This is a genomic window from Pseudomonas putida W15Oct28 (genome assembly GCF_000708715.2).
Lineage (GTDB): Bacteria > Pseudomonadota > Gammaproteobacteria > Pseudomonadales > Pseudomonadaceae > Aquipseudomonas > Aquipseudomonas putida_R.
The window spans coordinates 32504-59190 of sequence record NZ_JENB01000005.1 but is presented as its reverse complement, the minus strand read 5'-3'; the positions used below and the strand labels follow the sequence as shown (position 1 = coordinate 59190).

The window sequence follows — 26687 nt, the reverse complement described above, 5'->3', positions numbered from 1 at the left end:
TTGCGTGTGTCGCTTTTGCCTGGAGAACGATAAGCCGTGTTCAATGAAACCGAAGCCCCGCAACCGCCAAAGGTGCTGAACACCCCCTTGGAGATTGCGGCCAACTTGCGGCAACTGCAGGAAAGCCACGACCCCCTGATCATCACCTTCCATGACCGCAGCCAGCGCTTCCAGAGCTACGTGGTGCACGTGGACCGTGAAAGCAACACCTTGGCACTGGACGAGATGATCCCGCGCGACGGTGAGAAATTCATCGAGAACGGCGAGCACTTCCGCGTTGAGGGCTTCCACGATGGCGTACGCATCGCCTGGGAATGCGACCACGAGCTGAAAATCAGCGAAGTCGACGGCCACCGCTGCTACAGCGGCGCCCTGCCGCAAGAGATGACCTACCACCAGCGCCGCAACGCCTTCCGCGCCGCGCTGAAGCTGTCGCAACTGGTCGACATCATCCTCGATGGCACCCACCTGAAGGGTAACGGCGCCCTGCGTGGCAAGCTGCTGGATATCTCGGCCACCGGCTGCAAACTGCGTTTTGAAGGCGATGTAGAAAGCCGCCTGCAACTGGGCCAGGTGTACGAGCGCTTCAAGGCGGGTAACCCGCTGGGCCTGGTGGACACCATGGTCGAACTGCGTCACCTGCACTATGAAGAGCACATCAACACCACCTTCGCTGGCGTGCGCTTCCATAACCTGAGCGGGCAGGCACAGCGCAAGATCGAGAGCTTTGTTTACCAGCTGCAGCGCGAGGCGCGGCGGTTCGACAAAGACGACTATTGATCGCTAGCTAGCTGTTAAGCAAAAACGCCACCTCCTGAGGTGGCGTTTTCATTTGTGTTCATCCTGTGCCGGCCTCTTCGCGGGCTTGCCCGCTCCCACAGGGATGGCGTCGAACCGGAGGGCAACACATCACCTGTGGGAGCGGGCAAGCCCGCGAAGAGGCCGGTACAGGCTTACACCGATTTGCTGACCTCACTCTCCGGCTCAAGGCCCTTCTCGGCGCCCTTCTCTTCTTCCTCGGTATCCTCAGCCGCCACCGGTGCCTGCATCACGTCCTGCACGGTCTGCTCATCCACCCGTGGGTCCAGCGCTGCCGACAAGGGCGAACCGGCCGCCGGCATCGCCACGTGGCCCAGCGGCGCATCCTGCACCTGATGCAGCCCGGTAACCGCTTTCGGCCGAATGCGCCACACCAGTACCAGGGCGAAGAACACGAAGAACGCATAGAGCATCTGCGGGCCCAGCACCTTCATCAGCACGCCCGCCGCCAGTGGCCCGATGCACGCGCCCACGCCATAGGTCACCAGCAGCATGGCCGTCAGCGACACCCGCCGCTCGCTTTCCACGTGGTCGTTGGAAAACGCCACCGCCAGCGGGTACAGGCAGAACTGCAGCAACGAAATCAGGAAGCCGATACCGAACAGCATCTCCAGCGGCACACTGGGCAGTACCGCCAATGGCGCAGCGGCCAGCGCCAGGCCTACTGCCACGCTGCGGATCAGCACTGCGCGGTCGTAACGGTCAGACAACCAGCCCAGCGGCCACTGCACCAGCAGGCCGGCAAAAATGCAGCTGCCCATGAACAGACCGATCTGTTCGGTCGTCATCCCTTGGCTTGAGGCATACAAAGGCGCCAGGCCGTAGAACGAGCCGACGATCAACCCCGAGCCCAACACCGTACTGAGCGACTGCGGCACGCGCTTGATGAAGAACTTCGGTTCCATCGGTGCCGGGCGCAACGGCGCCGGGTGAATGCGCCGGGTCATTGCCACCGGCACCAGGCACAGGGCAAAGCACATCGCCACCAGCATCAGCAGCTCCGGGCCAAGCTCAGGGTGCACCACAAGGATCAGTTGGCCGAGCACCAGCCCCAGGTAAGAGGCAATCATGTAGCCGCTGAACACCGCGCCGCGGTGCTTCACGTCGGCCTGCTCGTTGAGCCAGCTCTCGATGACCATGTACTGGCACATCATGCCCAGGCCGACGATCATCCGCAGCCCGACCCAGGCCGGTAGCCAACTGGTCATGCCATGGCCAAGTACCGCCGCACCGACGATACCGGCGCAAGTGGCATAGGCGCGAATGTGCCCGACCCGGCCAATCAGCCGGTGGCCGACCTTGCCGCCGACTGCCAGGCCAAAGTAGTTGGCCGCCATCAACGCACCCACCCACAGGCTGTCGACATGGTCGGCCGCCAGGCGCAGGGCCAGGTAGGTACTGAGCAGGCCCGAGCCGATCAACATCATCAGCGCGGCGAAATACAACGACTGAAACGGCTTCCATACATTTCGCATACGTACCGAGAAGCTCCCTGGTCAGGTGGCGGTAGGTGCTAGCAGCATAAGGGCAAACGCCGGTCAGTGCAGGCCCCCGCCAGCAAAATGCCGTGGCGGGGACGTGTCCGGTGCAGGTCGTGTCGCGATCAGGCCTGTGCCGCCAGCACCCGGCGCTCCCACGGGGTGATCTCGTCGAAGAAATCGGTAAGCTCCAGGGTCTTGCTGGCGATGTAGCCTTCGATGAACTCGTTGCCAAACAGTTCCCGTGCCAGCGCGCTGCGCTTGAGGCGTTCGAGGGCGGCGTGCAAGGTACACGGCAGGCTCAGGTGCTCGGGCACTTCAAACTCACCCTGAATGGCCGGCGAAGGTTGCAGGCGCTGCTCGATACCGTGCAGCCCGGCGGCCAGGCTGGCGGCGATGGCCAGATAAGGGTTGGTGTCGGCACCGGGCAAACGGTTTTCGACCCGCCGCGCTGCCGGCGCACTGGCCGGAATGCGCAGGCCGGCGGCGCGGTTGTCCTCGGACCAGCAGGCATTGTTTGGCGAGGCATAGGGGTGGCACAGGCGCTGATAGGAATTGACGTTGGGCGCGAACAGCGCGGTGAAGTCGGCCATGCACGCCTGCAGGCCACCGATGAAATGGTGGAAGGTGTCGGTCGGCAGGCCCTGCTCGTCGCTGAACACGTTACGCCCGCTGCTGGCCTCGACCAGGCTCTGGTGAATGTGCATGGAGCTGCCGGGCGTGCGCGCCAGCGGCTTGGCCATGCACACCACGGTCAGCCCGTGCTTGAGCGCCACTTCCTTGAGCAGGTGCTTGAACAGGAAGGTCTGGTCGGCCAGCACCAGCGGGTCGCCGTGCAGCAGATTGATCTCGAACTGGCTGACGCCCATTTCGTGCATGAACGTGTCGCGCGGCAGGCCGAGCGCGGCCATGCAGTGGTACACCTCTTTGAAGAACGGGCGCAGGCCGTTGTTGGAGCTGACACTGAATGCCGAATGGCCAAGCTCGCGACGGCCATCGCTGCCTACGGGTGGCTGGAACGGCTGCTGCGGGTCGCTGTTGGGGGCAAAAACAAAGAATTCGAGTTCGGTCGCCACCACGGGCGCCAACCCCAGGGCCGCGTAGCGGGCGATGACCGCCTTGAGTTGCCCGCGGGTGGACAGCGCCGAGGGCCGGCCATCCAGCTCAATGGCATCGCAGATGGCCAGGGCGCGGCCGTCGCTGCTCCAGGGCAGGCGATGGACCTGGCTGGGTTCGGCCACCAGCGCCAGGTCGCCGTCGTCGCTGCCGTAGAATTTCGCCGGCGGGTAGCCGCCCATGATGCATTGCAGCAACACCCCCCGGGCCATCTGCAGGCGGCGGCCTTCAAGGAAGCCTTGGGCGGTCATCACCTTGCCGCGCGGGACGCCGTTGAGGTCGGGGGTGACGCATTCGATTTCATCGATACCCTGAAGCTGAGCGGTGCTCATGACGCTTGTCCTTGTTGTTGTGCGCTGACAACAACATAGGCTGGGGGTGTTTAAAATATCAAGCACCCGCTTTCAACACCGCGTGCTCCCCTTCGCGGGCACGCCCGCTCCCACAGGTACGGCGCCGCCCTTAAGGGTAGTGATATCTCTGTGGGAGCGGGCGTGCCCGCGAAGAGGCCAGCACAGGAGACAGCTATTCTCGCAAGGTCATGCCATTGGCCGGCAGTGGCAAAGCGGTCTTGTACCGCACCTGCTTCAGCGCAAAACTCGAGCGGATATTGGCCACCCCCGGCAACCGCGTCAGGTAATCGAGAAACCGCTCCAGCGCCTGGATGCTCGGCAGCAGTACCCGCAACAGGTAATCCGGGTCCCCCGTCATCAGGTAGCACTCCATCACCTCGGGCCGTTCGGCAATTTCTTCCTCGAAGCGGTGCAGCGACTGCTCCACCTGCTTTTCCAAACTGACATGGATGAACACGTTTACATCCAACCCCAGCGCCTCGGGTGACAGCAAGGTCACCTGCTGGCGGATTACCCCCAGCTCTTCCATGGCTCGCACCCGGTTGAAACAGGGCGTGGGCGACAGGTTGACCGAGCGTGCCAGCTCGGCGTTGGTGATGCGGGCGTTTTCCTGAAGGCTGTTGAGAATGCCGATATCGGTACGATCGAGTTTGCGCATGAGACAAAATCACCGGTTTTTTGTGTTTATGCGGAATGTTTATCTGCACCGCTCGGCAAAGGCAATCAACTTGAGAGAAAAATTCTCCTGCCGGGCCACTAAGATGTAGAGGACGCTGACCTACCAGTCACAAGCCGGTATTCAGCGGCGGCCGCTTCAGAGCTCACAAAAACAAATACCCGAGCGAGCGTAAAAAGCATGAACGAGTACGCCCCCCTGCGTTTGCATGTGCCCGAGCCCACCGGCCGGCCAGGCTGCCAGACCGACTTTTCCTACCTGCGCCTCAACGATGCAGGTCAAGCCCGTAAACCCCCTGTGGATGTCGATGCTGCCGACACCGCCGACCTGTCCAACAGCCTGGTCCGCGTGCTCGACGAGCAAGGCGACGCCCAAGGCCCGTGGGCTGAAGACATCGACCCGCAAATCCTGCGCCAAGGCATGCGTGCCATGCTCAAGACGCGGATCTTCGACAGCCGCATGGTGGTTGCCCAGCGCCAGAAGAAGATGTCCTTCTACATGCAGAGCCTGGGCGAAGAAGCCATCGGCAGCGGCCAGGCCCTGGCGTTGAACCGCACCGACATGTGCTTCCCGACCTACCGCCAGCAAAGCATCCTGATGGCACGCGACGTGTCGCTGGTGGAGATGATCTGCCAGCTGCTGTCCAACGAACGCGACCCGCTGAAGGGCCGCCAGCTGCCGATCATGTACTCGGTACGCGAGGCTGGCTTCTTCACCATCAGCGGCAACCTGGCGACCCAGTTCGTGCAGGCGGTCGGCTGGGCCATGGCCTCGGCGATCAAGGGCGATACCAAGATTGCCTCGGCGTGGATCGGCGACGGCGCCACGGCCGAGTCAGACTTCCACACAGCCCTCACCTTTGCCCACGTGTACCGCGCCCCGGTGATCCTCAACGTGGTCAACAACCAGTGGGCCATTTCTACCTTCCAGGCCATCGCCGGTGGCGAGTCGACCACCTTCGCCGGCCGTGGCGTGGGTTGCGGCATTGCCTCGCTGCGGGTTGACGGCAACGACTTCGTCGCCGTGTACGCCGCCTCGCGCTGGGCTGCCGAACGCGCCCGCCGCGGCCTGGGCCCAAGCCTGATCGAGTGGGTCACCTACCGCGCCGGCCCGCACTCGACCTCGGACGACCCGTCCAAGTACCGCCCCGCCGATGACTGGAGCCACTTCCCGCTGGGCGACCCGATCGTCCGCCTGAAGCAGCACCTGATCAAGATCGGCCACTGGTCCGAGGAAGAACACCAGGCCACCACGGCCGAGTTCGAGGCTGCCGTGATTGCCGCGCAGAAAGAAGCCGAGCAGTACGGCACCATGGCCAACGGTCACATCCCGAGCGCCGCCTCGATGTTCGAGGACGTGTACAAGGAAATGCCCGACCACCTGCGCCGTCAACGCCAGGAACTGGGGGTTTGAGATGAACGACCACAACAACAGCATCAAACCGGAAACCGCCATGGCCACCACTACCATGACCATGATCCAGGCCCTGCGCTCGGCCATGGATGTCATGCTTGAGCGCGACGACAATGTGGTTGTCTACGGCCAGGACGTCGGTTACTTCGGCGGCGTATTCCGCTGCACCGAAGGCCTGCAGAACAAGTACGGCAAATCCCGGGTATTCGACGCGCCAATCTCCGAGAGCGGCATCGTCGGCACCGCCGTGGGCATGGGCGCCTACGGCCTGCGCCCGGTGGTGGAAATCCAGTTCGCCGACTACTTCTACCCGGCCTCCGACCAGATCGTCTCCGAGATGGCGCGCCTGCGTTACCGTTCGGCCGGCGAATTCATCGCCCCGCTGACCCTGCGCATGCCGTGCGGCGGTGGCATCTATGGCGGTCAGACCCACAGCCAGAGCCCGGAAGCGATGTTCACCCAGGTGTGCGGCCTGCGCACCGTCATGCCGTCCAACCCGTATGACGCCAAAGGCCTGCTGATTGCCTCGATCGAATGCGACGACCCGGTGATCTTCCTGGAGCCCAAGCGCCTGTACAACGGCCCGTTCGACGGCCACCACGACCGCCCGGTAACGCCGTGGTCCAAGCACCCGCACAGCGCCGTGCCCGACGGCTACTACACCGTGCCGCTGGACAAGGCCGCCATTACCCGCCCCGGCAATGACGTGACCGTGCTCACCTACGGCACCACGGTGTACGTGGCCCAGGTGGCTGCCGAAGAAAGCGGCGTCGATGCCGAAGTGATCGACCTGCGCAGCCTGTGGCCGCTGGACCTGGACACCATCGTCGAGTCGGTGAAAAAGACCGGCCGCTGCGTGGTGGTGCATGAAGCCACCCGTACCTGCGGCTTCGGTGCCGAACTGGTGTCGCTGGTGCAGGAGCACTGCTTCCACCACCTGGAGGCGCCGATTGAGCGCGTCACCGGCTGGGACACCCCCTACCCTCACGCGCAGGAATGGGCTTACTTCCCAGGGCCTTCGCGGGTAGGTGCGGCATTGAAAAAGGTCATGGAGGTCTGAATGGGCACGCACGTCATCAAGATGCCGGACATTGGCGAAGGCATCGCGCAGGTCGAGTTGGTGGAATGGTTCGTCAAGGTCGGCGACATGATCGCCGAGGACCAGGTGGTAGCCGACGTCATGACCGACAAGGCGACCGTGGAAATCCCTTCGCCGGTCAGCGGCAAGGTGCTGGCACTGGGTGGCCAACCCGGTGAAGTGATGGCGGTCGGCAGCGAGCTGATCCGCATCGAAGTGGAAGGCAGCGGCAACCATGTGGATGTGCCACAGGCCAAACAGATAGAAACACCGGCCGCCCCTGTGGCAGCCAAGCCAGAACCGCAGAAAGACACAAAACCCGCTGCGTACCAGGCGCCCGCCAACCACGAAGCTGCGCCCATCGTGCCGCGCCAGCCGGGCGACAAGCCGCTGGCCTCGCCGGCGGTGCGCAAGCGTGCGCTGGATACCGGTATCGAACTGCGCTATGTGCACGGCAGCGGCCCGGCCGGGCGCATCCTGCACGAAGACCTCGACGCCTTCATGAGCAAGCCGCAGAGCGCCGCCGGGCAAGCACCGAATGGCTATGCCAAGCGCAGCGACAGCGAGCAGGTGCCGGTGATCGGCCTGCGCCGCAAGATCGCCCAGCGCATGCAGGACGCCAAGCGCCGGGTCGCACACTTCAGCTATGTGGAAGAAATCGACGTCACCGCCCTCGAAGCCCTGCGCCAGCAGCTCAACAGCAAGCACGGCGACAGCCGCGGCAAGCTGACCCTGCTGCCGTTCCTGGTGCGTGCCCTGGTCGTGGCGCTGCGTGACTTTCCGCAGATCAACGCCACCTACGACGACGAAGCACAGATCATCACCCGCCATGGCGCGGTGCATGTGGGCATCGCCACCCAAGGCGACAACGGCCTGATGGTCCCCGTGCTGCGGCATGCCGAAGCGGGCAGCCTGTGGGCCAATGCCGGCGAGATTTCACGCCTGGCCAACGCTGCACGCAGCAACAAGGCCAACCGCGAAGAACTGTCGGGCTCGACCATCACCCTGACCAGCCTGGGCGCCCTCGGCGGCATCGTCAGCACGCCGGTGGTCAACACCCCGGAAGTGGCGATTGTCGGCGTCAACCGCATGGTTGAGCGGCCGGTGGTGATCGACGGCCAGATCGTCGTGCGCAAGATGATGAACCTGTCCAGCTCGTTCGACCACCGCGTGGTCGACGGCATGGACGCCGCGCTGTTCATCCAGGCCGTGCGTGGCCTGCTCGAACAACCCGCCTGCCTGTTCGTGGAGTGAGCATGCTACAGACTATCCAGACTACCCTGCTGATCGTCGGCGGCGGCCCCGGCGGCTACGTGGCCGCCATCCGCGCCGGGCAACTGGGCATCCCTACCGTGCTGGTAGAAGGCCAGGCGCTGGGCGGTACCTGCCTGAACATCGGCTGCATTCCGTCCAAGGCGCTGATCCACGTGGCCGAGCAGTTCCACCAGACTTCGCGCTTCGCCGGGCCGTCGGAACTGGGCATCAGCGTTGCCTCGCCGCGCCTGGACATCGGCCAGAGCGTGGCTTGGAAGGACGGCATCGTCGACCGCCTGACCACCGGTGTGGCCGCCCTGCTGAAAAAGCACGGGGTCAAGGTGATTCATGGCTGGGCCAAGGTGCTCGACGGCAAGCAGGTCGAGGTTGATGGCCAGCGTATCCAGTGTGAACACCTGTTGCTGGCCACCGGTTCCAGCAGTGTTAACCTGCCGATGCTGCCGCTGGGCGGGCCGGTGATTTCCTCAACCGAAGCCCTGGCGCCGAAAGCCCTGCCGCAGCACCTGGTGGTGGTGGGCGGTGGCTATATCGGCCTGGAGCTGGGCATTGCCTACCGCAAGCTGGGCGCGCAGGTCAGCGTGGTGGAAGCGCGTGAGCGCATCCTGCCGACCTACGACAGCGAATTGACCGCCCCGGTAGCCGAGTCGCTGAAGAAGCTGGGCATCGCCCTGCACCTGGGCCACAGCGTCGAAGGCTACGAAAACGGTTGCCTGCTGGCCAACGATGGCAAGGGCGGGCAACTGCGCCTGGAAGCCGACCAGGTGCTGGTGGCGGTGGGCCGCCGGCCACGCACCCAAGGTTTCAACCTGGAATGCCTGGACCTGAAAATGAACGGTGCCGCCATTGCCATCGACGCGCGCTGCCAGACCAGCATGCACAACGTCTGGGCCATCGGCGACGTGGCCGGCGAACCGATGCTGGCGCACCGGGCCATGGCCCAAGGCGAGATGGTGGCCGAGATCATCGCCGGCAAGGCACGCCGCTTCGAGCCTGCCGCGATTGCTGCGGTGTGCTTCACCGACCCGGAAGTGGTGGTGGTCGGTAAAACCCCGGAGCAGGCCAGCCAGCAAGGGCTGGACTGCATCGTCGCGCAGTTCCCGTTTGCCGCCAACGGCCGGGCCATGAGCCTGGAAGCGAAGAGCGGTTTCGTGCGCGTGGTGGCGCGCCGGGACAACCACCTGATCCTGGGCTGGCAAGCCGTTGGCGTGGCGGTTTCCGAACTGTCCACGGCGTTTGCCCAATCGCTGGAGATGGGCGCGTGCCTGGAGGATGTGGCCGGTACCATCCACGCCCACCCGACGCTGGGTGAGGCGGTACAGGAGGCGGCCTTGCGCGCCCTGGGCCACGCCCTGCATATCTGACACTGAAGCGGCCAAGGCCGATTTGGCCCGCTGCGCCGAGAGGCGCCGCGGGTCTTTTTTCATTCAGGCACTGACCCCTATCACCTGCGCGGCCCCTTGTAGGAGCGGCCTTGCGTCGCGATAGGGCTGCGAAGCGGCCCCAGGATCTCTGCACCACAGCTGATATTGCTGGGGCTGCTTTGCAGCCCTTTCGCGACACAAGGCCGCTCCTACAGGGGACCGCGTCGGCTATTGGGCTATGGCATTCTTGCCGGCCGCCTTGGCCCGGTACAGCGCCTTGTCGGCACGCGCCAGCAGCGCATGCTGGTCCTCCCCTTCCTGCCATTGCACCACGCCATAGCTCATGGTCAGCCGGCAATCGCCCACCGGCTCCAGCTGCTCCAGCACCTGACGCAAGCCCGCCGCCACATCCAGCGCCTCCCCCAGCGTGGTCTGCGGCAGTACAAGGACAAACTCATCCCCACCCCAGCGCGCCAACAAATCCAGTTCGCGCAGGCAGGTACGCAGGTTATCCGCCACCCTTACCAGCGACGCATCGCCACGGGCATGGCCGTAGCGGTCGTTGATCGGTTTGAAATCGTCCATGTCCATGGCGATCACCGACAACGGCTGACGGAATCGCTGGGCGCGTTCGCACTCCGTCTGCAACGATTTTTCCAGCCGATAGCGATTGGCAATACGGGTCAACGCATCGCGCTCGGCCAACTCGCGGTTTTCGTCCAGTTGCCGCTGCAACTGCTGGTTCACCCAGGACAGCTCGCGGGTGCGCTCGGCCACCTGGCACTCCAGCGACTGGTTCTTCTGCTCCAGCTGCGCTACCAGCCGCTTGCCTGCGTCGATGTTGCGGTGCGCCCCGAGCATGCGCGCCACCGAGCCGTCCTGGTTATGGGCGATGATGTGGCCGCTGTCTTCGATCCAGATATAGCTACCATCCTGGCAACGGCACCGGTACTCGATGAGGTAACGCTCGTTGCGCTGGTTGATATAGGCCTCGAAATGCGCCATTACCCGCGGGTAGTCCTCGGGGTGGATCACGCTTTCCCAGGTCAGTACCGAGTTGGCCATCGAGTGGCTGGCGTAACCGAGCATGGCGTACCAGCCCGGGTTGCGATAGACATAGCCGGTATTGGCATTCCAGTCCCAGATGCCGTCGCTGATCAACTCGAACAAGGTGTGCAGCTGCCGTTCACTGAAGCCGGCAGGTGCCGGCCTGGTTTCCTGATTCATGGACGCTCTCCCTGATGCCCAGCAACTGCGCTCCGGTCAAGGGGCTGCCGACAGTGGTGTTAATTGCCGCAGGCGGCAAAGATCATGCCTTTGAAGGGCAAGCATATGCCCCGCGTGGCGCCACCGGAATAGCACCGACGTCCTATTTTCAGCCACGCTCGACCCTGGACGGCAGCCGGTATGGCTGGCAAAGCGTTTCGTATAAGATATCCGCTCTGCCTGTTTGCCTGGAATTGCCCGTGCCGCTGCCGTCTTTCAAAGCTACCGACCTGGGCGCAACGCCCTCGATGTCGGAAATCATCGCCAAACACCTGCGCGAGGCGATCATCTCGGGGCAGCTCGCAGAAGGTGAACCGGTGCGTCAGGACGAAGTGGCGCAGGCGTTCAACGTCAGCAAGATCCCGGTGCGCGAAGCCCTGAAACGCCTGGAAGCCGAAGGCCTGGTGGATTTCCAGCGCAACCGTGGCGCGCTGGTTACCCGCATTTCGGAACCTGAACTGGCGCAGATGTTCGAGGTACGGGTGCTGCTGGAAGTGAAAGCGATTCGCCTGGCGGTCCCTAACATGACCGAAGCACACTTTGCCCAGGCCGAAGCCATTTGCGCGGAGTTCATCGGTGAAGACGACGTTGGCCGCTGGGCCGACCTCAACTGGGCGCTGCACGCCTGCCTGTACGAACCGGCGCGGCGGCCCTACCTGATCGGCCTGATCCGCTCGATCCATGACAAGGTGGAACGCTACCTGCGCATGCAGATGAGCCTGTCAGCCGGCAAGCTGCGCGCCGATCACGAGCACCGGGATATCGTTGCCGCCTGCCGGGCGCGCGATGTAGAGCTGGCGGCGCGGCTGATCGAAGAACACATCAACGGCGTGTGCCAGAGCCTGTACGAGCACCTGCCTCATAATTGAGCACTGGGGGCCGCTGCGCGCCCCTATCGCGACACAAGGCCGCTCCCACACAGGCCAGCGCATCCTTCAAGTTGTACTGCGCCCTGTCTGTGGGAGCGGCCTCGTGTCGCGATGGGCCGCAAAGCGGCCCCAAAATCCCCCAATAACCATCGCCCCCCGTCCAGACACCTCAATCTGGCTTCGTTTTTGCTTATCTAGATATCGTATACGAAATACCATATAAGGAATCGGCAGCACCGGTTTTCCCGGCGCCACCCTGCCTACTCCTTCTTCCAATAATTACGTATCGGAGTGCAAAACCATGGCCACACCCTCTTCAGCGGCATCAGCGAATGTCGCAAGCACAGCAGACAAGGCCCCTGCGGGCATCAAGCGTGTGGTAGCTGCGGCCATGGCCGGCGCAGTCGCCGAGTGGTACGAATTCTTCCTGTACGGCACCGCCTCGGCACTGGTCTTCGGCCAGCTGTTCTTCCGCCAGACCGGCAGTGCCATGGACGGCATCATCGCCGCCTTTGCCCTCTACGCCGTGGGCTTCCTCGCCCGCCCCATCGGTGGCCTGGTGTTCGGCCATTACGGCGACAAGGTCGGCCGCAAGCATTTACTGCAGATCAGCCTGATCGTGGTCGGGATAACCACCTTCCTGATGGGTTGCCTGCCCACCTTCGAGCGCATCGGCTATGCAGCGCCCGTCCTCCTGGTGGTGCTGCGGCTGATCCAGGGCTTTGCCTTCGGCGGCGAATGGGGCGGCGCGGTGCTGCTGGTGTCCGAGCACAGCCCCGACAACCGCCGTGGTTTCTGGGCCAGCTGGCCGCAAGCGGGTGTGCCGGCCGGCAACCTGATCGCCACCATCATCCTGCTGCTGTTGTCGACCAACCTGAGCGAAGCGCAATTCCTGGACTGGGGCTGGCGGGTGGCCTTCTGGTTCTCGGCCGTGGTGGTGCTGATCGGTTACTGGATCCGTACCCGGGTCGATGATGCGCCCATCTTCAAGGAAGCCCAGGCCAAGCAGCAAAAACTGGAAAGCCAGCAACTGGGCGTGGTGGAAGTGGTCACCAAATACTGGCGCGAAGTGCTGATCGGCATTGGCGCGCGCTTTGCGGAAAACATCCTCTACTACACCGTGGTCACCTTCTCCATCACCTACCTGAAACTGGTGGTGCACAAGGACACCTCGCAGATTCTGCTGCTGATGTTCGGCGCCCACCTGCTGCACTTCTTCATGATCCCGGCGATGGGCTACCTGTCGGACATCATCGGCCGCAAGCCGGTGTACCTGATTGGCGCCGTACTCACCGCGTTCTGGGGCTTCGTCGGTTTCCCGATGATGGACACCGGCAACGACTGGCTGATCATGGCAGCCATTACCCTGGGCCTGGCCATCGAGTCCATGACCTATGCGCCCTACTCTGCCTTGATGGCCGAACTGTTCCCCACCCACGTGCGCTACACCGCCCTGTCGCTGTGCTACCAGGTGGCGCCCATCCTGGCCGGCTCGCTGGCACCGCTGATCGCCGTGACCTTGCTGAAGGAATACAACAGCTCCACCCCGATTGCCTGGTACCTGGTGGGCGCCGCGGCCATCTCGATTGTTGCCGTGGCGGCAGCCAAGGAAACCCGCGGCAAGTCGCTGCGCGCCGTTGACGAAGAGTCCGTGGCCCGCAACGCCGGCCGCTAAGCAACCCATAAAAATCAAACCCCTTGAGGTAACGACCATGAGCAATATCTTCAACGGCACCATGCCCGCCCTGATGACCCCGTGCACCGCCGAACGCAAGCCGGACTTCGACGCCCTGGTGCGCAAGGGCCGCGAACTGATCGAAGCCGGCATGAGTGCCGTGGTGTACTGCGGTTCGATGGGCGACTGGCCGCTGCTGACCGAGGCCGAGCGCCAGGAAGGCGTGGCGCGCCTGGTGGCCGCTGGCATTCCGACCATTGTCGGGACTGGCGCGGTGAACACCCGTGAAGCGGTAGCGCATGCCGCCCACGCGGCCAAAGTGGGCGCCGCCGGCCTGATGGTCATCCCCCGCGTGCTCAGCCGCGGTGCCTCGCTGATCGCCCAGAAGCACCACTTTTCGGCCATCCTCGCCGCCGCGCCCAAGCTGCCTGCGGTGATCTACAACAGCCCCTACTACGGTTTTGCCACCCGCGCAGACCTGTTCTTCGAACTGCGCCACGAGTTCCCCAACCTGATCGGCTTCAAGGAATTCGGTGGCGGCGCCGACCTGCGTTACGCCGCCGAGCACATCACCTCCAAGGATGACGACGTGACCCTGATGGTCGGCGTGGACACCCAGGTGGTGCATGGCTTCGTCAACTGCAACGCCACCGGCGCCATCACCGGCATCGGCAACGCCCTGCCGCGCGAGGTGCTGCACCTGGTAAGCCTGAGCAAGCAGGCGGCCAAGGGCGATGCCAAGGCCCGTCGCCTGGCACGCGAGCTGGAAGCGGCGCTGGCAGTGCTGTCGTCGTTCGATGAAGGCTGCGACCTGGTGCTGTACTACAAGCACCTGATGGTGCTGAACGGCGACAGCGAGTACAGCTTGCACTTCAACGAGACCGATGTGCTGACCGATGCCCAGCGCAACTATGCCGAACAGCAGTACACGCTGTTCCGCAACTGGTACGCCAGCTGGTCGGCCGAGCAAAACATCGCCTAAGCCCTGCGCGGCCCTTTGTAGGAGCGGCCTTGTGTCGCGATAGGGCTGCAAAGCAGCCCCGGGATTTCCGCGCAAATGCATGAATTGCTGGGGCTGCTTTGCAGCCCTATCGCGACACAAGGCCGCTCCTACAGGGGCTGCGGTTTCCCTTGATACCCGAATCTGATTTCCAAGGAGGCTCCATGACCCTCACAGGCAACCTGCTGATCGGCCAGACGCCGGTAACCGGCAGCCGCGAAGCCATTCGCGCCATCGACCCGGCCACCGGCCAGCCACTGGAACCGGCCTACCTCGGCGGCACCGGCGAGCACGTGGACCAGGCCTGCGCCCTGGCCTGGGCGGCGTTCGATGCCTACCGCGAAACATCGCTCGAACAACGTGCACAGTTCCTCGAAACCATCGCCACGCAGATCGAAGCGCTGGGCGATGCCCTGATCGACCGCGCCGTGGCCGAAAGCGGCCTGCCCAAGGCGCGCATCCAGGGCGAGCGTGGCCGCACCTGCACCCAGCTGCGCACCTTCGCCCGGGTGGTGCGGGCCGGTGAGTGGCTGGATGTACGGGTCGACAACGCCCAGCCAGAACGCCAGCCCTTGCCCCGCGCCGACCTGCGCCAACGCCAGGTGGCCTTGGGGCCGGTAGCCGTGTTCGGCGCCAGCAATTTCCCGCTGGCCTTCTCGGTGGCCGGTGGCGACACCGCGTCGGCATTGGCCGCTGGCTGCCCAGTGGTGGTCAAGGCCCACAGCGCCCACCCTGGCACCAGCGAACTGGTCGGCCAGGCGGTGGCGCAAGCAGTGAAGTTGTGCGGCTTGCCGGACGGCGTATTCTCGCTGTTGTACGGCTCCGGCCGTGAAGTCGGCATCGCGCTGGTCAGCGACCCGCGCATCAAGGCCGTTGGTTTTACCGGCTCACGCAGCGGTGGTATCGCGCTATGCCAGGCGGCCCAGGCACGCCCGGAGCCGATCCCTGTGTACGCCGAAATGAGTTCGATCAACCCGGTGTTCCTGTTCGAAGCGGCCCTGCAGGCCCGCGCCGAAGGGCTGGCACAAGGCTTCGTCGCCTCGTTGACCCAAGGTGCCGGCCAGTTCTGCACCAACCCTGGCCTGGTGATTGCCCGCCAAGGGCCGGCGTTGCAGCGGTTTATCGACGCTGCCAGCGAGCATGTGCGCCAGGCCGCTGCGCAGACCATGCTCACCCCGGGCATCTTCAGTGCTTACCAGGCCGGTGTCGGTGGCCTGGCAGAAAACGCCAATGCCCAGGCTGCGGCCAGCGGCCAGGCCGGGCAAGGCCCCAACCAATGCCAGGCGCAGTTGTTCGTCACCCAAGCCGAAGCCTTCCTCGCCGACCCGGCGTTGCAGGCTGAAGTGTTCGGCGCGGCGTCACTGGTGGTGGCCTGCGCCAGCGACGAGCAGGTACGCCAAGTGGCCGAGCACCTGGAAGGCCAGTTGACCGCTACCCTGCAACTGGACGATGCCGACATCGACAGCGCCCGTGCGCTGCTGCCCACCCTTGAACGCAAGGCCGGGCGCATTCTGGTCAATGGCTGGCCGACCGGCGTCGAGGTGTGCGATGCCATGGTCCATGGCGGTCCGTTCCCGGCCACATCCGATGCCCGTACGACCTCGGTGGGCACGGCGGCGATCCTGCGCTTCCTGCGCCCGGTGTGCTACCAGGACTTCCCCGATGCACTTCTGCCGCACGCATTGCAGCACGGCAACCCGCTGCAATTGCGGCGCCTGCTCGACGGCAAACGGGAAGGCTGAGCATGGTCGAAACCCCTGAAGCCGATATCGCCGTGGTAGGCGCCGGCATTGTCGGCGTTGCCTGTGCCCTGCAACTGGCCCGCCAAGGCCGCCGGGTGCTATTGATCGACCGCCAGGCACCCGGCCAGGGCGCGTCCTATGGCAACGCCGGGCACCTGGCCACCGAGCAGGTGTTCCCGATTGCCGACCTGTCGATCCTCAAGCGCTTGCCGCGCATGCTGCTGGACCCGATGGGCCCGCTGCGCCTGGACTGGAAGTACCTGCCCAAGGCCATGCCCTGGTTCACGCGCCTGCTGCTCAACCTGCGCCCGGCCCCGTTCCAGCGCAGTGTGGCCGGTATCCGCACGCTGAACGAAGGCAGCCTGGGTGCCTGGCAGCGCCTGCTGGGCTCGATCGGGCGCAGCGAACTGTTCCGGGAGGATGGCTCGTTGCTGGTGTTCGAGAAGCCTGAGTCACGCCAGGCGCTGGAGGCGTTGCGCACCCGCATGCAACAGCAGGCGGTGCCGGTGGACTTCTGGTCGGCCGAAACCGTGCGCGGGGCGGCGCCGCAACTGAGCCCGTCACTGCTAGGTGGGCTGTTCTTTCCGCGCACCGGGCACTTCATCGACCCGTACCGGGTAGTGTGCGAATTGTTCGAAGCGGCCAAGGCCAGCGGCGTGCGCTTTGTTCAGGCGCAGGTCGATGGCGGGCAGTTGCACAGCGGCGGCGTCAGCCTGGCCAGCGACCAGGGCCCGCTCAATGCCCGCCAGGTGCTGATCTGCTGTGGTGCCCATTCTGCGAAACTGACCGCCGCGCTGACGGGCAAGCGGGTGCCGCTGGATACAGAACGCGGTTACCACCTGATGTTGCCGGGTGAGCACCAGCGCCTGCCGTTTGCAGTCACCTCGCTTGAGCGCAAGTTCATCATGACGCCCATGGCCGAAGGTTTGCGCCTGGCAGGCACGGTGGAGTTCGCCGGGCTGGAGGCACCGCCGAGCATGCAACGGGCGTGGCAGTTGCACCGGTTGAGCAAGGGGTTGTTCCGGCAAGACTTGAGCGTCGAAGGGGCAACACCGTGGATGGGTTTCAGGCCATCGTTGCCGGACTCGTTGCCGGTGATTGACCGGGCGTGTGATGGGCGGGTGCTGTTGGCGTTTGGGCATCAGCACCTGGGGTTGACCCAGGCGGCGGTGACGGCGGAATGGGTGGGGCGGTTGGCTGAGCGGGCCGGTGGGCCCGAGATGGGAGCCTACCGGTTGGATCGGTTCTAGATTCGAGGGCCGCTGTGCGGCCCATTCGCGGCACAAGGCCGCTCCTACAGGGGAACGCGTGCTCTTTGTAGGAGCGGCCTTGTGTCGCGAATGGGCTGCAAAGCAGCCCCTCTAAGCCTCAGCGATACCGCTCAAGCCAGTGCGCGTATGGTGCTGGCAAGGTCCAGGAAGCTTTCTCCACCCCCAGCTCCTTGGCCGCAAAGTACGCCCAGTGCGGGTCGGCCAGGTGCGCACGCCCTACCGAAACCAGGTCCAGCTGATTGGCTTGCAACGCGGCCTCAGCCAGTTGCGGTGTGCCAAAGCCCCACGCCGAAGTCACCGGCAGCTTCGCCTCACGGCGCACACGCTCGGCAATCGGCCCCATGAACGCCGGGCCCCACGGGATGTTGGTCTCAGGAATGGTGAAACCGACACTTACGCTCAGCAGGTCAAGGCCGCCAGCCTTGAAGCGGCGCGCCAGTTCGATCGACTCTTCCAGGGTCTGCTCGTCGCGGCCATCGTATTCCAGCACACCAAAACGCGCGGTCAACGGCAGGTTCTCTGGCCACACTTCACGCACAGCGGCCAGGGTTTCCAGCAGGAAGCGGCTGCGGTTGTCGAAGCTGCCACCGTAGGCGTCTGTACGCTTGTTGGTGTGCTCGGAGAAGAAGCTCTGGCCCAGGTAGCCGTGGGCAAAGTGCAGTTCGATCCACTCGAAGCCGGCATCACGCGCACGGCGGGCGGCATCGACGAAGTCCTGCTTGACCCGGGCGATGTCGTCCAGGGTCATTTCGCGTGGCACCTTCGGCAGGTGCGCGCCAAAGGCAATGGCGGACGGGGCGATGGTTTGCCAGCCGCATGCGTCGTCGGCGGCAATGTGGTCGTCACCCTCCCATGGGCGGTTGGCGCTGGCCTTGCGCCCGGCGTGGGCGATCTGGATGCCCGGCACCGAACCTGCCGCCTTGATGGCCTGCACCACCGGCACGAACGCCTGAGCGTGGGCATCGCTCCAGATACCAGCGCAACCGGGGCTGATGCGCCCTTCCGGTGCCACCGCAGTGGCCTCCACGACAAGCAGGCCGGCACCGCCACGGGCCAGGCCGGCGTAGTGCACGTGGTGCCAGTCGTTGATCATGCCGTCTTCGGCCATGTATTGGCACATCGGCGGAATGGCGATGCGGTTACGCAGGGTGACGTCTTTGAGGGTGTAGGGTTCGAACAGTGCGGACATGAGAAACTCCGGGCTCATCTGAATACTGTTGTTCGATCATAATCGAACTATGGCAATTAGTGAAACCCCCGTTATCATGTCGGCCATGCGAGCCTATAAACACCCCAACGCTGACGACCTGATCCTTGAACGCCTGCTCTACGCGCTCAGCGACCCCGTGCGCCTGGAAATCGTCCGCCACCTGGCCGGCGTTGCCGAGGCCAGCTGTGGCGAGCTGGACGGGGGCAGGCCGAAGTCGAGCATGTCCCATCACTTCCGCGTGCTGCGTGATGCAGGGCTGGTGCATACCCGTAATGTGGGAACGACCCACATGAATTCACTGCGCAGCGAAATGCTGGGTGAGCGGTTTCCCGGGTTGCTGGAGTGCATTTTGCGGCAGAATTGATATTTCCTGTGGCGGCCTCTTCGCGGGTAAACCCGCTCCCACAGGTTCTCCACTGCCTTGAACTTTGTGCGTGGCGCGCCTGGTGGCCGCTGGCATTCCGACCATTGTCGGGACTGGCGCGGTGAACACCCGTGAAGCGGTAGCGCATGCCGCCCACGCGGCCAAAGTCGGCGCCGCCGGCCTGATGGTCATCCCCCGCGTGCTCAGCCGCGGCGCTTCGCTGATCGCCCAGAAGCACCACTTCTCGGCCATCCTCGCCGCCGCGCCCAAGCTGCCAGCGGTGATCTACAACAGCCCCTACTACGGCTTTGCCACCCGCGCAGACCTGTTCTTCGAACTGCGCCACGAATTCCCCAACCTGATCGGCTTCAAGGAATTCGGTGGCGGTGCCGACCTGCGCTACGCCGCCGAGCACATCACCTCCAAAGATGACGACGTGACCCTGATGGTTCCGCGCGAGGTGCTGCACCTGGTAAGCCTGAGCAAGCAGGCGGCCAAGGGCGATGCCAAGGCCCGTCGCCTGGCACGCGAGCTGGAAGCGGCGCTGGCGGTGCTGTCGTCGTTCGATGAGGGCTGCGACCTGGTGCTGTACTATAAACACCTGATGGTGCTGAACGGCGACAGCGAGTACAGCCTGCACTTCAACGAAACCGACGTGCTGACCGATGCCCAGCGCAACTATGCCGAGCAGCAGTACGCGCTGTTCCGCAACTGGTACGCCAGCTGGTCGGCCGAGCAGAACATCGCCTGACTGTTGCCCTGCGCGGCCTCTTGTAGGAGCGGCCTTGTGTCGCGATCGGGCTGCAAAGCAGCCCCGGGGTTTCCGCGCAGATGCACAAATTGCTGGGGCTGCTTTGCAGCCCGATCGCGACACAAGGCCGCTCCTACAGGGACCGAGTCAACCGATCAAGCCAGATGCAACAACGCCTCTTCCACGGCGGCCACCACCTGGTTGCCCTTGGCACCCGGCAGCCGCCACGCGGCAATGGTCATGCCCAAGGGCACCGCGCAGTCGATCGGCGCAACCAGCTCGCCGCTGTCCAGGTAACGTTGCACCAGGCTTTTGCGCCCCATCAGCACACCAGCAGCGAGCAGGGCTTGCTGCAATGCAATCGAGTACAGGGAAAAACCCGGGCCGCGGGCCACGAACTTGTGCCCTGGCATCACCGCTGCGCTCCACACCGTCCAGTCATTCCAGCCCACATCGGCAATACAACGGACGTCGGCGAAATCCTCGGGGCTGCCAATGTTGGCCGCAAGGGCCGGCACGCACACGGGCAGGATTTCTTCCGTGGTAATCCTGCGCTGCCAGCGCTCGGGCTTTTCGGTGTAGAAGAGGCACAGGTCGAACGGGCTGCGCTTCAGGTTGGGCGGCTCGTCCACCGCCGTGACCGAAATCTCGATGGGTGCCAGCAGGCGGGTCAGCTCCGGCAGGCGTGGGCCGATCCACAACTGCGCCAACGCCGGCGAGGTGACGATATGCACCCGTTGCGGTGCGGCCAGGCGCCGAAGGGTGCGCACTGCTGCTTCCACCGCGTCGAATGCTTCGGTGAACTGAACCTTGACGCTTTCGCCCAAAGGCGTCAGCCGCACACCTTTGGCGTGGCGCTCGAACAAGGCGGCGCCGTATTCGCTTTCCAGCGTCTTCACCAGCGCAGCGATGGCACCGGGGGTTACCTTGAGTTCGAGTGCGGCACGGGCAAAGCCGCCCAAACGGGCAGACGCTTCGAAGGCGCGCAAGGCATTGAGCTGTAGCGAATGCCGTGTTGGAGTATCGAGGGGCACAGTGTCAGGCCTATTTTTTTTAGGCCTACTATTCCAGAAATCTGACGTTGTGGCCAACTGTCACGCGCATTACCGTGGAGGTGCCTGGCTGGCTCCTCCCGAACATTTTCAAGGAACTCAAATGCCGTACCCCAGCGGGACCCAAGCGTTCAGGCAGGGGGCCCACAGCGCCCTGCCTTTGACCTCCGGCATCGTGCCCTTCGGCCTGATCACCGGCGTCACCGCCATCGGCATGGGCCTGTCGCCGGCCGATGCCATCGGCATGACTTTACTGTTCTATTCCGGGTCGGCGCAGATGGTGGTGATGCAGTTGATGCAGAACGCCGCCCTGCCAGTGACCATGGTAGTGACAGCGCTGGTCATCAACCTGCGCTTCCTGATGTACAGCGCCAGCCTCGCCCCGCACCTGGGCCAGCTGCCGCGCCGGCAGAAGTGGCCGATGGCCTACATGCTGTCCGACCAGTCCTTCGCCCTGTGCACGCTGAAGATGGGCTCGGGCGGGCTCGGCCAGCACGCCTACCCCTACTATGCCGGTACGGCGATCACCATGTTCCTGGGTTGGAACCTCTCGGTGCTGGCCGGCATGTACCTGGGTGCGGGCATTCCGGAAGACTGGTCGCTGGGCTTTGCCATCCCCTTGTCATTCCTGGCCCTGTTGATACCCGGCATACGCAATGCTGCCACGCTCGGCGCGGCGCTGACCGGTGGTGTGCTCGCCGTACTGGCAGCCGACCTGCCGTACAACCTCGGCCTGCTGACTGGCGCGCTGGGCGGCATCACTGCCGGGCTGGCTATCGAGAGCTGGCAAAAAAAGCAGCCAATGCCTGAAGCCAACAGCGAGCAGGAAGCATCATGAGCGAAACGACTCAATGGATAACCTTCGCCCTGATCGGCCTGGGCACCTTCGCCATCAGGCTCTCGTTCATCGAGCTGCACACGGTGTTGCGCATTCCACCGCTGTTTCGCCGCGCGCTGGCCTACGTGCCCGCCAGCGTACTGGCGGCGCTGGTACTGCCGGCCGTGGTGTTCCCGGACCGGCATGCCGGGTTCGACTGGATGAACCCGCAGATACCGGCAGCGGCACTGGCTGCACTGGTGGCGTGGCGTACGCGCAGTACCCTGCTGACGCTGGTGGTGGGCATGGGCGTGTTGTGGGCGCTGAAGCACTGGGGGCTATAGGCGCAAAAGCCCTCAGGAAAAATCGGCAGGATGTTGTGCAGATAAATCGTTTGAGGTCCTTGGCCTTATTGTCCATGGTGGCAGGCTGGTAGCTATTTGCCACGCGTGAACGCAGGCGCATGACGATGCCTGCGTTGGGGGACGTTGTCGGATCCCCCCAACAATAAGAGAGGACAAGGAAATGCAATCCAACAGTTTGAAGCAAAGCCTCAAGCAGCGGCACATCACCATGATCGCGCTGGGTGGGGTGATCGGTGCGGGGCTGTTCATGGGCTCGGGCTCACTGATCGCATCGGCAGGGCCTGCGGCGATCCTGTCGTATTTCATTGGTGGCCTGGTGGTCACCCTGGTCATGTTCATGCTCGGCGAAATGGCCTGCCGCAACCCGGATGCCGGGTCGTTCTCGACCTACGCCAACACCTGGCTCGGCGACTGGGCCGGGTTTTCAGTCGGCTGGCTGTACTGGTTCAAGTCGATGATGACCATCACCCTCGAAGCGGTGCTGCTGGGCGCCATCCTGCATGACTTTCTACCCTGGCTGCCGATCTGGGCAGGCGCTTTCCTGATGCTGGTGACACTGATGGCCAGCAACGCCTACTCAGTGCGTTCGTTTGCCGAAGTGGAGTATTGGCTGGCGGCGATGAAGGTCGCCACCATCCTCATCTTCATGCTGCTGGGCATCTCGATCCTGCTCGGGCTGCACAACGACATTCCTTCGCCTGGCCTGGTCAACCTCACCGCCCACGACGGCTTCATGCCTAACGGCCTGTCGCCAGTGATGGCGGGTGTCATTGTGGTGATCTTCTCGCTGGGCGGCAGCGAAATCGCGGCCGTGGCCGCAGGTGAATCGGAGAACCCGCGGCAGAACGTGATCCGCGCGATCAAGAGCGTGATCTTGCGGGTGATGCTGTTCTACGTCGGCTCGGTGTCGATCCTGATCCTGTGCCTGCCATGGACCGACAAGGCCAACCTGGCTTCGCCCTATGTTTCGCTGTTCAGCCTGGCCGGGTTCGGTGGTGCTGCGGTGGCCATGAAACTGGTGCTGTTCGTCTCGTTCATGTCGGTGATGAACTCGTTCATGTTCTCCAACTCGCGCATGCTGTTCTCGCTGAGCCAGCGCGGGCACGCGCCCAAGCTGTTCTCGCGCACCAGCGCCAAGGGCGTGCCGATCAATGCACTGCTGCTGAGCCTGTCGATTTGCACGATGATCCTGACCGTGCACTTCATCAGCGCCGGCGACCTGTTCATGACCCTGGCCAAAAGTACCGGCAGCCTCGTGATGGTCGTATGGATCTTCATCATCATCGCCCACGTGGCCATGCGCTGGAAAACCCGCCACGAAGCGGTCGACCCCAACGCCTTCCGCGCCTGGCTGTTCCCATATGCCAATATCGTTGCGCTGTTCGCCTTGCTGGCAGTGATCGGCACCCAGGCGTTCGAACCGGCGTCGCGTTTCCAGTTCTGGTTCACGGTGCTGACGGTGGTGCTGGTAGTGGCGGGGTACTTCCTGACGCGCCAACGGACGGCGGCGGCTGCACAGGTGGCGGAGGCAAAAATGGGAGAGACATGAAATGGCGTCCCAGGCAGGAATTGAACCTGCAACCTTCCCCTTAGGAGGGGGATGCTCTATCCAATTGAGCTACTGAGACGCTACGACCGGCAGCGAGCGCTGCACAGCGGGATGGCCAGCATGTTAACCAGCATGCTGGCGTTTGTCATGCACCTACCGGGCTTTTTCGCGTAATCCTTTTCTGGCACTGCTACCCCTGTGGCAGAACACCTTCATCGCGAAGCAGCCCGAACAGGGCTGCGACCGCTGCCTCCAGGGTTGTCGAGTTGTCCAGCACATGCACTGACGGATCGGGCGGTGCCTGCAAGCGGGCGCTGCGAGCCAGGCGCTGCTCGACTTCATCGGCGGTTTCGCGGCCACGGGCCAGTAACCGCTGGCGCAGCACTTCGGGCCTGACCTCGACCAGCACCGCCAACAGGTCCGGGTAACGCTGGCGCGCTTCGCCCAGGTAGGCCCGCGAGCCATTCACCAGCACTGCCCTGCCCGCCGCCAGCCACTCGTCCACCTGCCGTGGGATGCCATAGTCCAGGCCGTTGGCGCGCCAGTGCATGGCAAATGCGCCCTGCGCACGCAGGGCCTCGAAGTGCTCGGGCGTGACCCCGTGAGCGGCTTCGCCTTTGGCTTCGGCCGAACGGGTGATGACGCGACGGGCAATCTCTACCCCGGCGACCGCAAGTCGCTCACGTGAAGCGTCGATCAGGGAATCTTTCCCCGAACCCGACGGTCCTATCAGAAATATCAACCGGCCTGTCCCTGATCGACGGTCGCTTGCGTCATGTTGCATAGCCACTATGCTCTATGAAGGGAAACCGCCGCATTCTAGGTGTTTTCCTTGCCTTTTGCTGCGTTTTACCAGTTTTTGACGGCAAAAGTCTGACGGTTGGGCAAGCCGGAGCATGTAAAACTTTTCAAACCAGTGCTCATTTCTGATAATTGGTACTGGCAGAAAGCCTTTATCCGGCTCACTATTTGTCACAGAATTGACGCCAAGGAAACGGCGACCATAAGGCAAGATGAGCATCCATTTTTACTGACGGTTGAACATTTTGTCGTCGCCACGGTCGTATTTCCACCCCGTGCGGCCAATTTGAGAACCGCTTCCCCTGAACCAAACTCCGGTCAATTTATATGCGCCCAATGAAACAGGCTATTTATTCGAGCCGCACTGCTGACAAGTTCGTCGTCCGCCTGCCAGACGGGATGCGTGAGCGCATTGCCGAGGTAGCGCGAAACCATCACCGCAGCATGAACTCCGAGATCATCGCGCGCCTGGAACAGAGCCTTATCCAGGAAGGTGCGTTGGGTGACGAGCTGAGCATGCGCCTGGACAGCCCTGAGCTGTCACTGCATGAGCGCGAGTTGCTGCAACGCTTCCGCCAACTGTCCCACCGCCAGCAGAACGCTTTGGTCGCCCTCATCGCTCACGATGTGGAAATGGCCGCCGACGCTTCCTGAGGTCTGCAGCGAACATGAAAAAGCCAGCGTAAGCTGGCTTTTTTGTGGGCGGCTGACTGGCCGCGTTGCGGCCCCTGTGGGAGCGGCCTTGTGTCGCGAAAGGGCTGCGAAGCAGCCCCAGAAATCTGTGCATTGCTGCTGATGCCCCGGGGCTGCTTCGCAGCCCTTTCGCGACACAAGGCCGCTCCCACAGGGCCGCGCAACTGCAAGAAAAAGGGTTTACAGCAGGAACACCGTCGCCAGGCCAAGGAAGATGAAGAAGCCGCCACTGTCGGTCACGGCGGTGATCATCACACTCGCCCCCATCGCCGGGTCGCGGCCCAGGCGGGCCAATGTCATCGGGATGAGCACGCCCATCAGCGCCGCCAGCAACAGGTTCAAGGTCATGGCTGCGGTCATCACCACACCCAGTGACCAACTGCCATACAGCCAGAAAGCCACCGCACCAATCACTCCGCCCCATACCAGGCCGTTGATCAGCGACACCGCGAGTTCCTTGCGCATCAGGCGACTGGTGTTGCCCGGCGACACCTGGTCCAGCGCCATGGCGCGGACGATCATGGTGATGGTCTGGTTACCCGAGTTGCCACCAATACCCGCAACGATCGGCATCAACGCAGCCAACGCCACCAGCTTTTCGATCGAGCCTTCGAACAGCCCGATCACGCGCGAAGCGACAAAAGCAGTAATCAGATTGATCGCCAGCCATGCCCAACGGTTGCGCAACGAGCGCCAGACCGAGGCAAAGATATCTTCCTCTTCACGCAGACCCGCCATGTTGAGGACTTCGCTCTCGCTCTCCTCACGGATCAGGTCGACCATTTCGTCAATGGTCAAACGGCCGATCAGGCGCCCGCCCTTGTCTACTACAGGTGCCGATACCAGGTCATAACGCTCGAAAGCCTGCGCCGCATCATAGGCATCTTCCTCGGGCTGGAAGGACACCGGATCGGTCGCCATGACCTCCGCTACCTTCTTCTCCGGGTCGTTGACCAACAAGCGCTTGATCGGCAACACGCCCTTGAGGATGCCGTCGTAATCGACCACGAACAGTTTGTCGGTGTGGTTGGGCAGCTCTTTCAGGCGGCGCAGGTAGCGCAGCACCACTTCCAGGCTGACGTCTTCGCGGATGGTGACCATCTCGAAGTCCATCAGCGCACCGACCTGCTCCTCGTCGTAGCTCAGCGCCGAGCGCACGCGCTCGCGTTGCTGGCCATCGAGGGTTTCCATCAGCTCGTGAACAACGTCGCGCGGCAGCTCGGGGGCCAGGTCGGCCAGCTCGTCGGCGTCCATTTCCTTGGCGGCGGCCAGCAGCTCGTGATCGTCCATGTCGGCGATCAACGATTGACGAACCGAGTCGGAAACTTCCAGCAGGATGTCGCCATCGCGATCCGAGCGCACCAACTGCCAGACCGTCAGGCGGTCTTCCAGGGGCAAGGCTTCGAGGATATAGGCGATGTCGGCGGGGTGCAGATCATCGAGCTTGCGTTGCAGCTCGACGAGATTCTGGCGGTGGACCAGGTTTTCGACCAGGTCGTTATGCGCGCCTTCCTGGCGGTGCGTCAGGTCTTCGACCACACGCTGGCGTTGCAGCAGTTCGACCACCTGGGCCAGGCGATCCTGCAGGCTTTCTTGCGCTTTTTTTACTTCTACTTCAGTCATAGGCGAACTCCACTCCCAGCAGCGGAGCACGCCGGAAGAATCAATCGGTTAGATCTTTCTGTATGAATCT

General features: G+C 63.6%; 23 protein-coding genes, 1 tRNA gene and 1 pseudogene. 16 read left to right on the top strand and 9 right to left on the bottom strand.

Annotated elements, in window-relative coordinates; genetic code table 11:
- Window positions 1–36 precede the first annotated feature (36 nt).
- Window positions 37–780: a flagellar brake protein gene (locus tag AK81_RS04625; protein WP_043197085.1), complete on the top strand. Its 744-nt coding sequence runs from the start codon at window positions 37–39 to the stop codon at window positions 778–780.
- Between the two features lie 173 nt (window positions 781–953).
- Here the strand turns inward: AK81_RS04625 and AK81_RS04620 are convergent, their stop codons facing one another.
- The 3 genes from AK81_RS04620 to bkdR all read right to left on the bottom strand — a co-directional run bounded on the left by AK81_RS04620 (window position 954) and on the right by bkdR (window position 4424).
- On the bottom strand, window positions 954–2294 hold the full coding sequence (locus AK81_RS04620; protein WP_043197083.1) for an MFS transporter: 1341 nt from the start codon (window positions 2292–2294) through the stop codon (window positions 954–956).
- 128 nt (window positions 2295–2422) lie between these two features.
- On the bottom strand, window positions 2423–3664 hold the full coding sequence (locus AK81_RS04615) for a glutamine synthetase family protein (RefSeq protein WP_162491971.1): 1242 nt from the start codon (window positions 3662–3664) through the stop codon (window positions 2423–2425).
- A gap of 274 nt (window positions 3665–3938) precedes the next feature.
- Entirely contained in the window at window positions 3939–4424 is a 486-nt protein-coding gene (gene bkdR / locus AK81_RS04610; RefSeq protein ID WP_012273540.1) for a Bkd operon transcriptional regulator BkdR, read from the bottom strand.
- A 198-nt stretch (window positions 4425–4622) separates the two neighbouring features.
- Here bkdR and AK81_RS04605 point away from each other — a divergent pair, with 198 nt between their 5' ends.
- Genes AK81_RS04605 through lpdA form a run of 4 tightly spaced genes read left to right on the top strand, consistent with a single transcriptional unit; the run spans window position 4623 to window position 9569 of the window.
- Window positions 4623–5855 (top strand): 3-methyl-2-oxobutanoate dehydrogenase (2-methylpropanoyl-transferring) subunit alpha, encoded by a 1233-nt coding sequence (locus tag AK81_RS04605; protein WP_043197079.1) that lies wholly within the window; start codon window positions 4623–4625, stop codon window positions 5853–5855.
- A 1-nt stretch (window position 5856) separates the two neighbouring features.
- The gene (locus AK81_RS04600; RefSeq protein WP_043197077.1) at window positions 5857–6915 is read left to right on the top strand and encodes an alpha-ketoacid dehydrogenase subunit beta; all 1059 of its coding nucleotides are present in this window, start codon (window positions 5857–5859) and stop codon (window positions 6913–6915) included.
- Window positions 6916–8187 carry a dihydrolipoamide acetyltransferase family protein gene (locus AK81_RS04595; RefSeq protein ID WP_043197075.1) on the top strand — a complete coding sequence of 424 codons (1272 nt, stop codon included), beginning with the start codon at window positions 6916–6918 and terminating at the stop codon, window positions 8185–8187.
- Window positions 8188–8189: 2 nt separating this feature from the next.
- Window positions 8190–9569 (top strand): dihydrolipoyl dehydrogenase, encoded by a 1380-nt coding sequence (gene lpdA, locus AK81_RS04590; protein WP_043197074.1) that lies wholly within the window; start codon window positions 8190–8192, stop codon window positions 9567–9569.
- 228 nt (window positions 9570–9797) lie between these two features.
- On the opposite strand, the gene AK81_RS04585 is transcribed toward lpdA, so the two are convergent.
- Complete coding sequence (locus AK81_RS04585) at window positions 9798–10796, bottom strand: sensor domain-containing diguanylate cyclase (protein WP_043197073.1); 999 nt, start codon at window positions 10794–10796, stop codon at window positions 9798–9800.
- Window positions 10797–11083: 287 nt separating this feature from the next.
- Between AK81_RS04585 and AK81_RS04580 the strand changes: the two genes are divergently transcribed.
- The 5 genes from AK81_RS04580 to AK81_RS04560 all read left to right on the top strand — a co-directional run bounded on the left by AK81_RS04580 (window position 11084) and on the right by AK81_RS04560 (window position 17371).
- Window positions 11084–11704 carry a GntR family transcriptional regulator gene (locus AK81_RS04580; protein ID WP_154100734.1) on the top strand — a complete coding sequence of 207 codons (621 nt, stop codon included), beginning with the start codon at window positions 11084–11086 and terminating at the stop codon, window positions 11702–11704.
- A 301-nt stretch (window positions 11705–12005) separates the two neighbouring features.
- Complete coding sequence (gene abaF / locus AK81_RS04575; protein ID WP_043197071.1) at window positions 12006–13379, top strand: fosfomycin efflux MFS transporter AbaF; 1374 nt, start codon at window positions 12006–12008, stop codon at window positions 13377–13379.
- Window positions 13380–13416: 37 nt separating this feature from the next.
- Window positions 13417–14361, top strand: coding sequence for a dihydrodipicolinate synthase family protein (locus AK81_RS04570; protein WP_043197069.1), 945 nt, complete (start codon window positions 13417–13419; stop codon window positions 14359–14361).
- Between the two features lie 182 nt (window positions 14362–14543).
- Complete coding sequence (locus tag AK81_RS04565; protein ID WP_043197067.1) at window positions 14544–16121, top strand: aldehyde dehydrogenase (NADP(+)); 1578 nt, start codon at window positions 14544–14546, stop codon at window positions 16119–16121.
- 2 nt (window positions 16122–16123) lie between these two features.
- Entirely contained in the window at window positions 16124–17371 is a 1248-nt protein-coding gene (locus tag AK81_RS04560; RefSeq protein ID WP_043197066.1) for an NAD(P)/FAD-dependent oxidoreductase, read from the top strand.
- Between the two features lie 118 nt (window positions 17372–17489).
- Here AK81_RS04560 and xenA read toward each other — a convergent pair whose 3' ends face one another.
- The gene (gene xenA, locus AK81_RS04555) at window positions 17490–18581 is read right to left on the bottom strand and encodes a xenobiotic reductase XenA (protein ID WP_043197064.1); all 1092 of its coding nucleotides are present in this window, start codon (window positions 18579–18581) and stop codon (window positions 17490–17492) included.
- A gap of 49 nt (window positions 18582–18630) precedes the next feature.
- Here xenA and AK81_RS04550 point away from each other — a divergent pair, with 49 nt between their 5' ends.
- A complete protein-coding gene (locus AK81_RS04550; RefSeq protein WP_043197062.1) occupies window positions 18631–18966 on the top strand; it encodes an ArsR/SmtB family transcription factor in 336 nt (111 codons plus the stop codon).
- A gap of 70 nt (window positions 18967–19036) precedes the next feature.
- Window positions 19037–19717 (top strand): annotated as a pseudogene (locus AK81_RS04545) (dihydrodipicolinate synthase family protein); the annotation flags it as partial.
- 155 nt (window positions 19718–19872) lie between these two features.
- On the opposite strand, the gene AK81_RS04540 reads toward AK81_RS04545, so the two are convergent.
- A complete protein-coding gene (locus AK81_RS04540) occupies window positions 19873–20751 on the bottom strand; it encodes a LysR family transcriptional regulator (RefSeq protein ID WP_043197058.1) in 879 nt (292 codons plus the stop codon).
- Window positions 20752–20872: 121 nt separating this feature from the next.
- Here AK81_RS04540 and AK81_RS04535 point away from each other — a divergent pair, with 121 nt between their 5' ends.
- The 3 genes from AK81_RS04535 (at window position 20873) to AK81_RS04525 (ending at window position 23500) form a co-directional block, all read left to right on the top strand.
- Window positions 20873–21607, top strand: coding sequence for an AzlC family ABC transporter permease (locus AK81_RS04535; RefSeq protein WP_043197057.1), 735 nt, complete (start codon window positions 20873–20875; stop codon window positions 21605–21607).
- A complete protein-coding gene (locus AK81_RS04530) occupies window positions 21604–21930 on the top strand; it encodes an AzlD domain-containing protein (RefSeq protein WP_043197056.1) in 327 nt (108 codons plus the stop codon). Before AK81_RS04535 ends, AK81_RS04530 begins: the two co-directional genes overlap by 4 nt.
- A gap of 181 nt (window positions 21931–22111) precedes the next feature.
- Entirely contained in the window at window positions 22112–23500 is a 1389-nt protein-coding gene (locus AK81_RS04525) for an amino acid permease (RefSeq protein WP_043197054.1), read from the top strand.
- A 2-nt stretch (window positions 23501–23502) separates the two neighbouring features.
- Here AK81_RS04525 and AK81_RS04520 read toward each other — a convergent pair.
- Together AK81_RS04520 and phnN are read right to left on the bottom strand one after the other, a co-directional pair.
- Window positions 23503–23579, bottom strand: a tRNA-Arg gene (locus AK81_RS04520).
- Between the two features lie 111 nt (window positions 23580–23690).
- Window positions 23691–24284: a phosphonate metabolism protein/1,5-bisphosphokinase (PRPP-forming) PhnN gene (phnN, locus tag AK81_RS04515; protein ID WP_043197053.1), complete on the bottom strand. Its 594-nt coding sequence runs from the start codon at window positions 24282–24284 to the stop codon at window positions 23691–23693.
- A 344-nt stretch (window positions 24285–24628) separates the two neighbouring features.
- Here phnN and AK81_RS04510 point away from each other — a divergent pair, with 344 nt between their 5' ends.
- The gene (locus tag AK81_RS04510; protein ID WP_003254499.1) at window positions 24629–24955 is read left to right on the top strand and encodes an Arc family DNA-binding protein; all 327 of its coding nucleotides are present in this window, start codon (window positions 24629–24631) and stop codon (window positions 24953–24955) included.
- Window positions 24956–25174: 219 nt separating this feature from the next.
- Here the strand turns inward: AK81_RS04510 and mgtE are convergent, their stop codons facing one another.
- Window positions 25175–26617 (bottom strand): magnesium transporter, encoded by a 1443-nt coding sequence (gene mgtE, locus AK81_RS04505; RefSeq protein WP_043197051.1) that lies wholly within the window; start codon window positions 26615–26617, stop codon window positions 25175–25177.
- Between the last annotated feature and the right edge of the window lie 70 nt (window positions 26618–26687).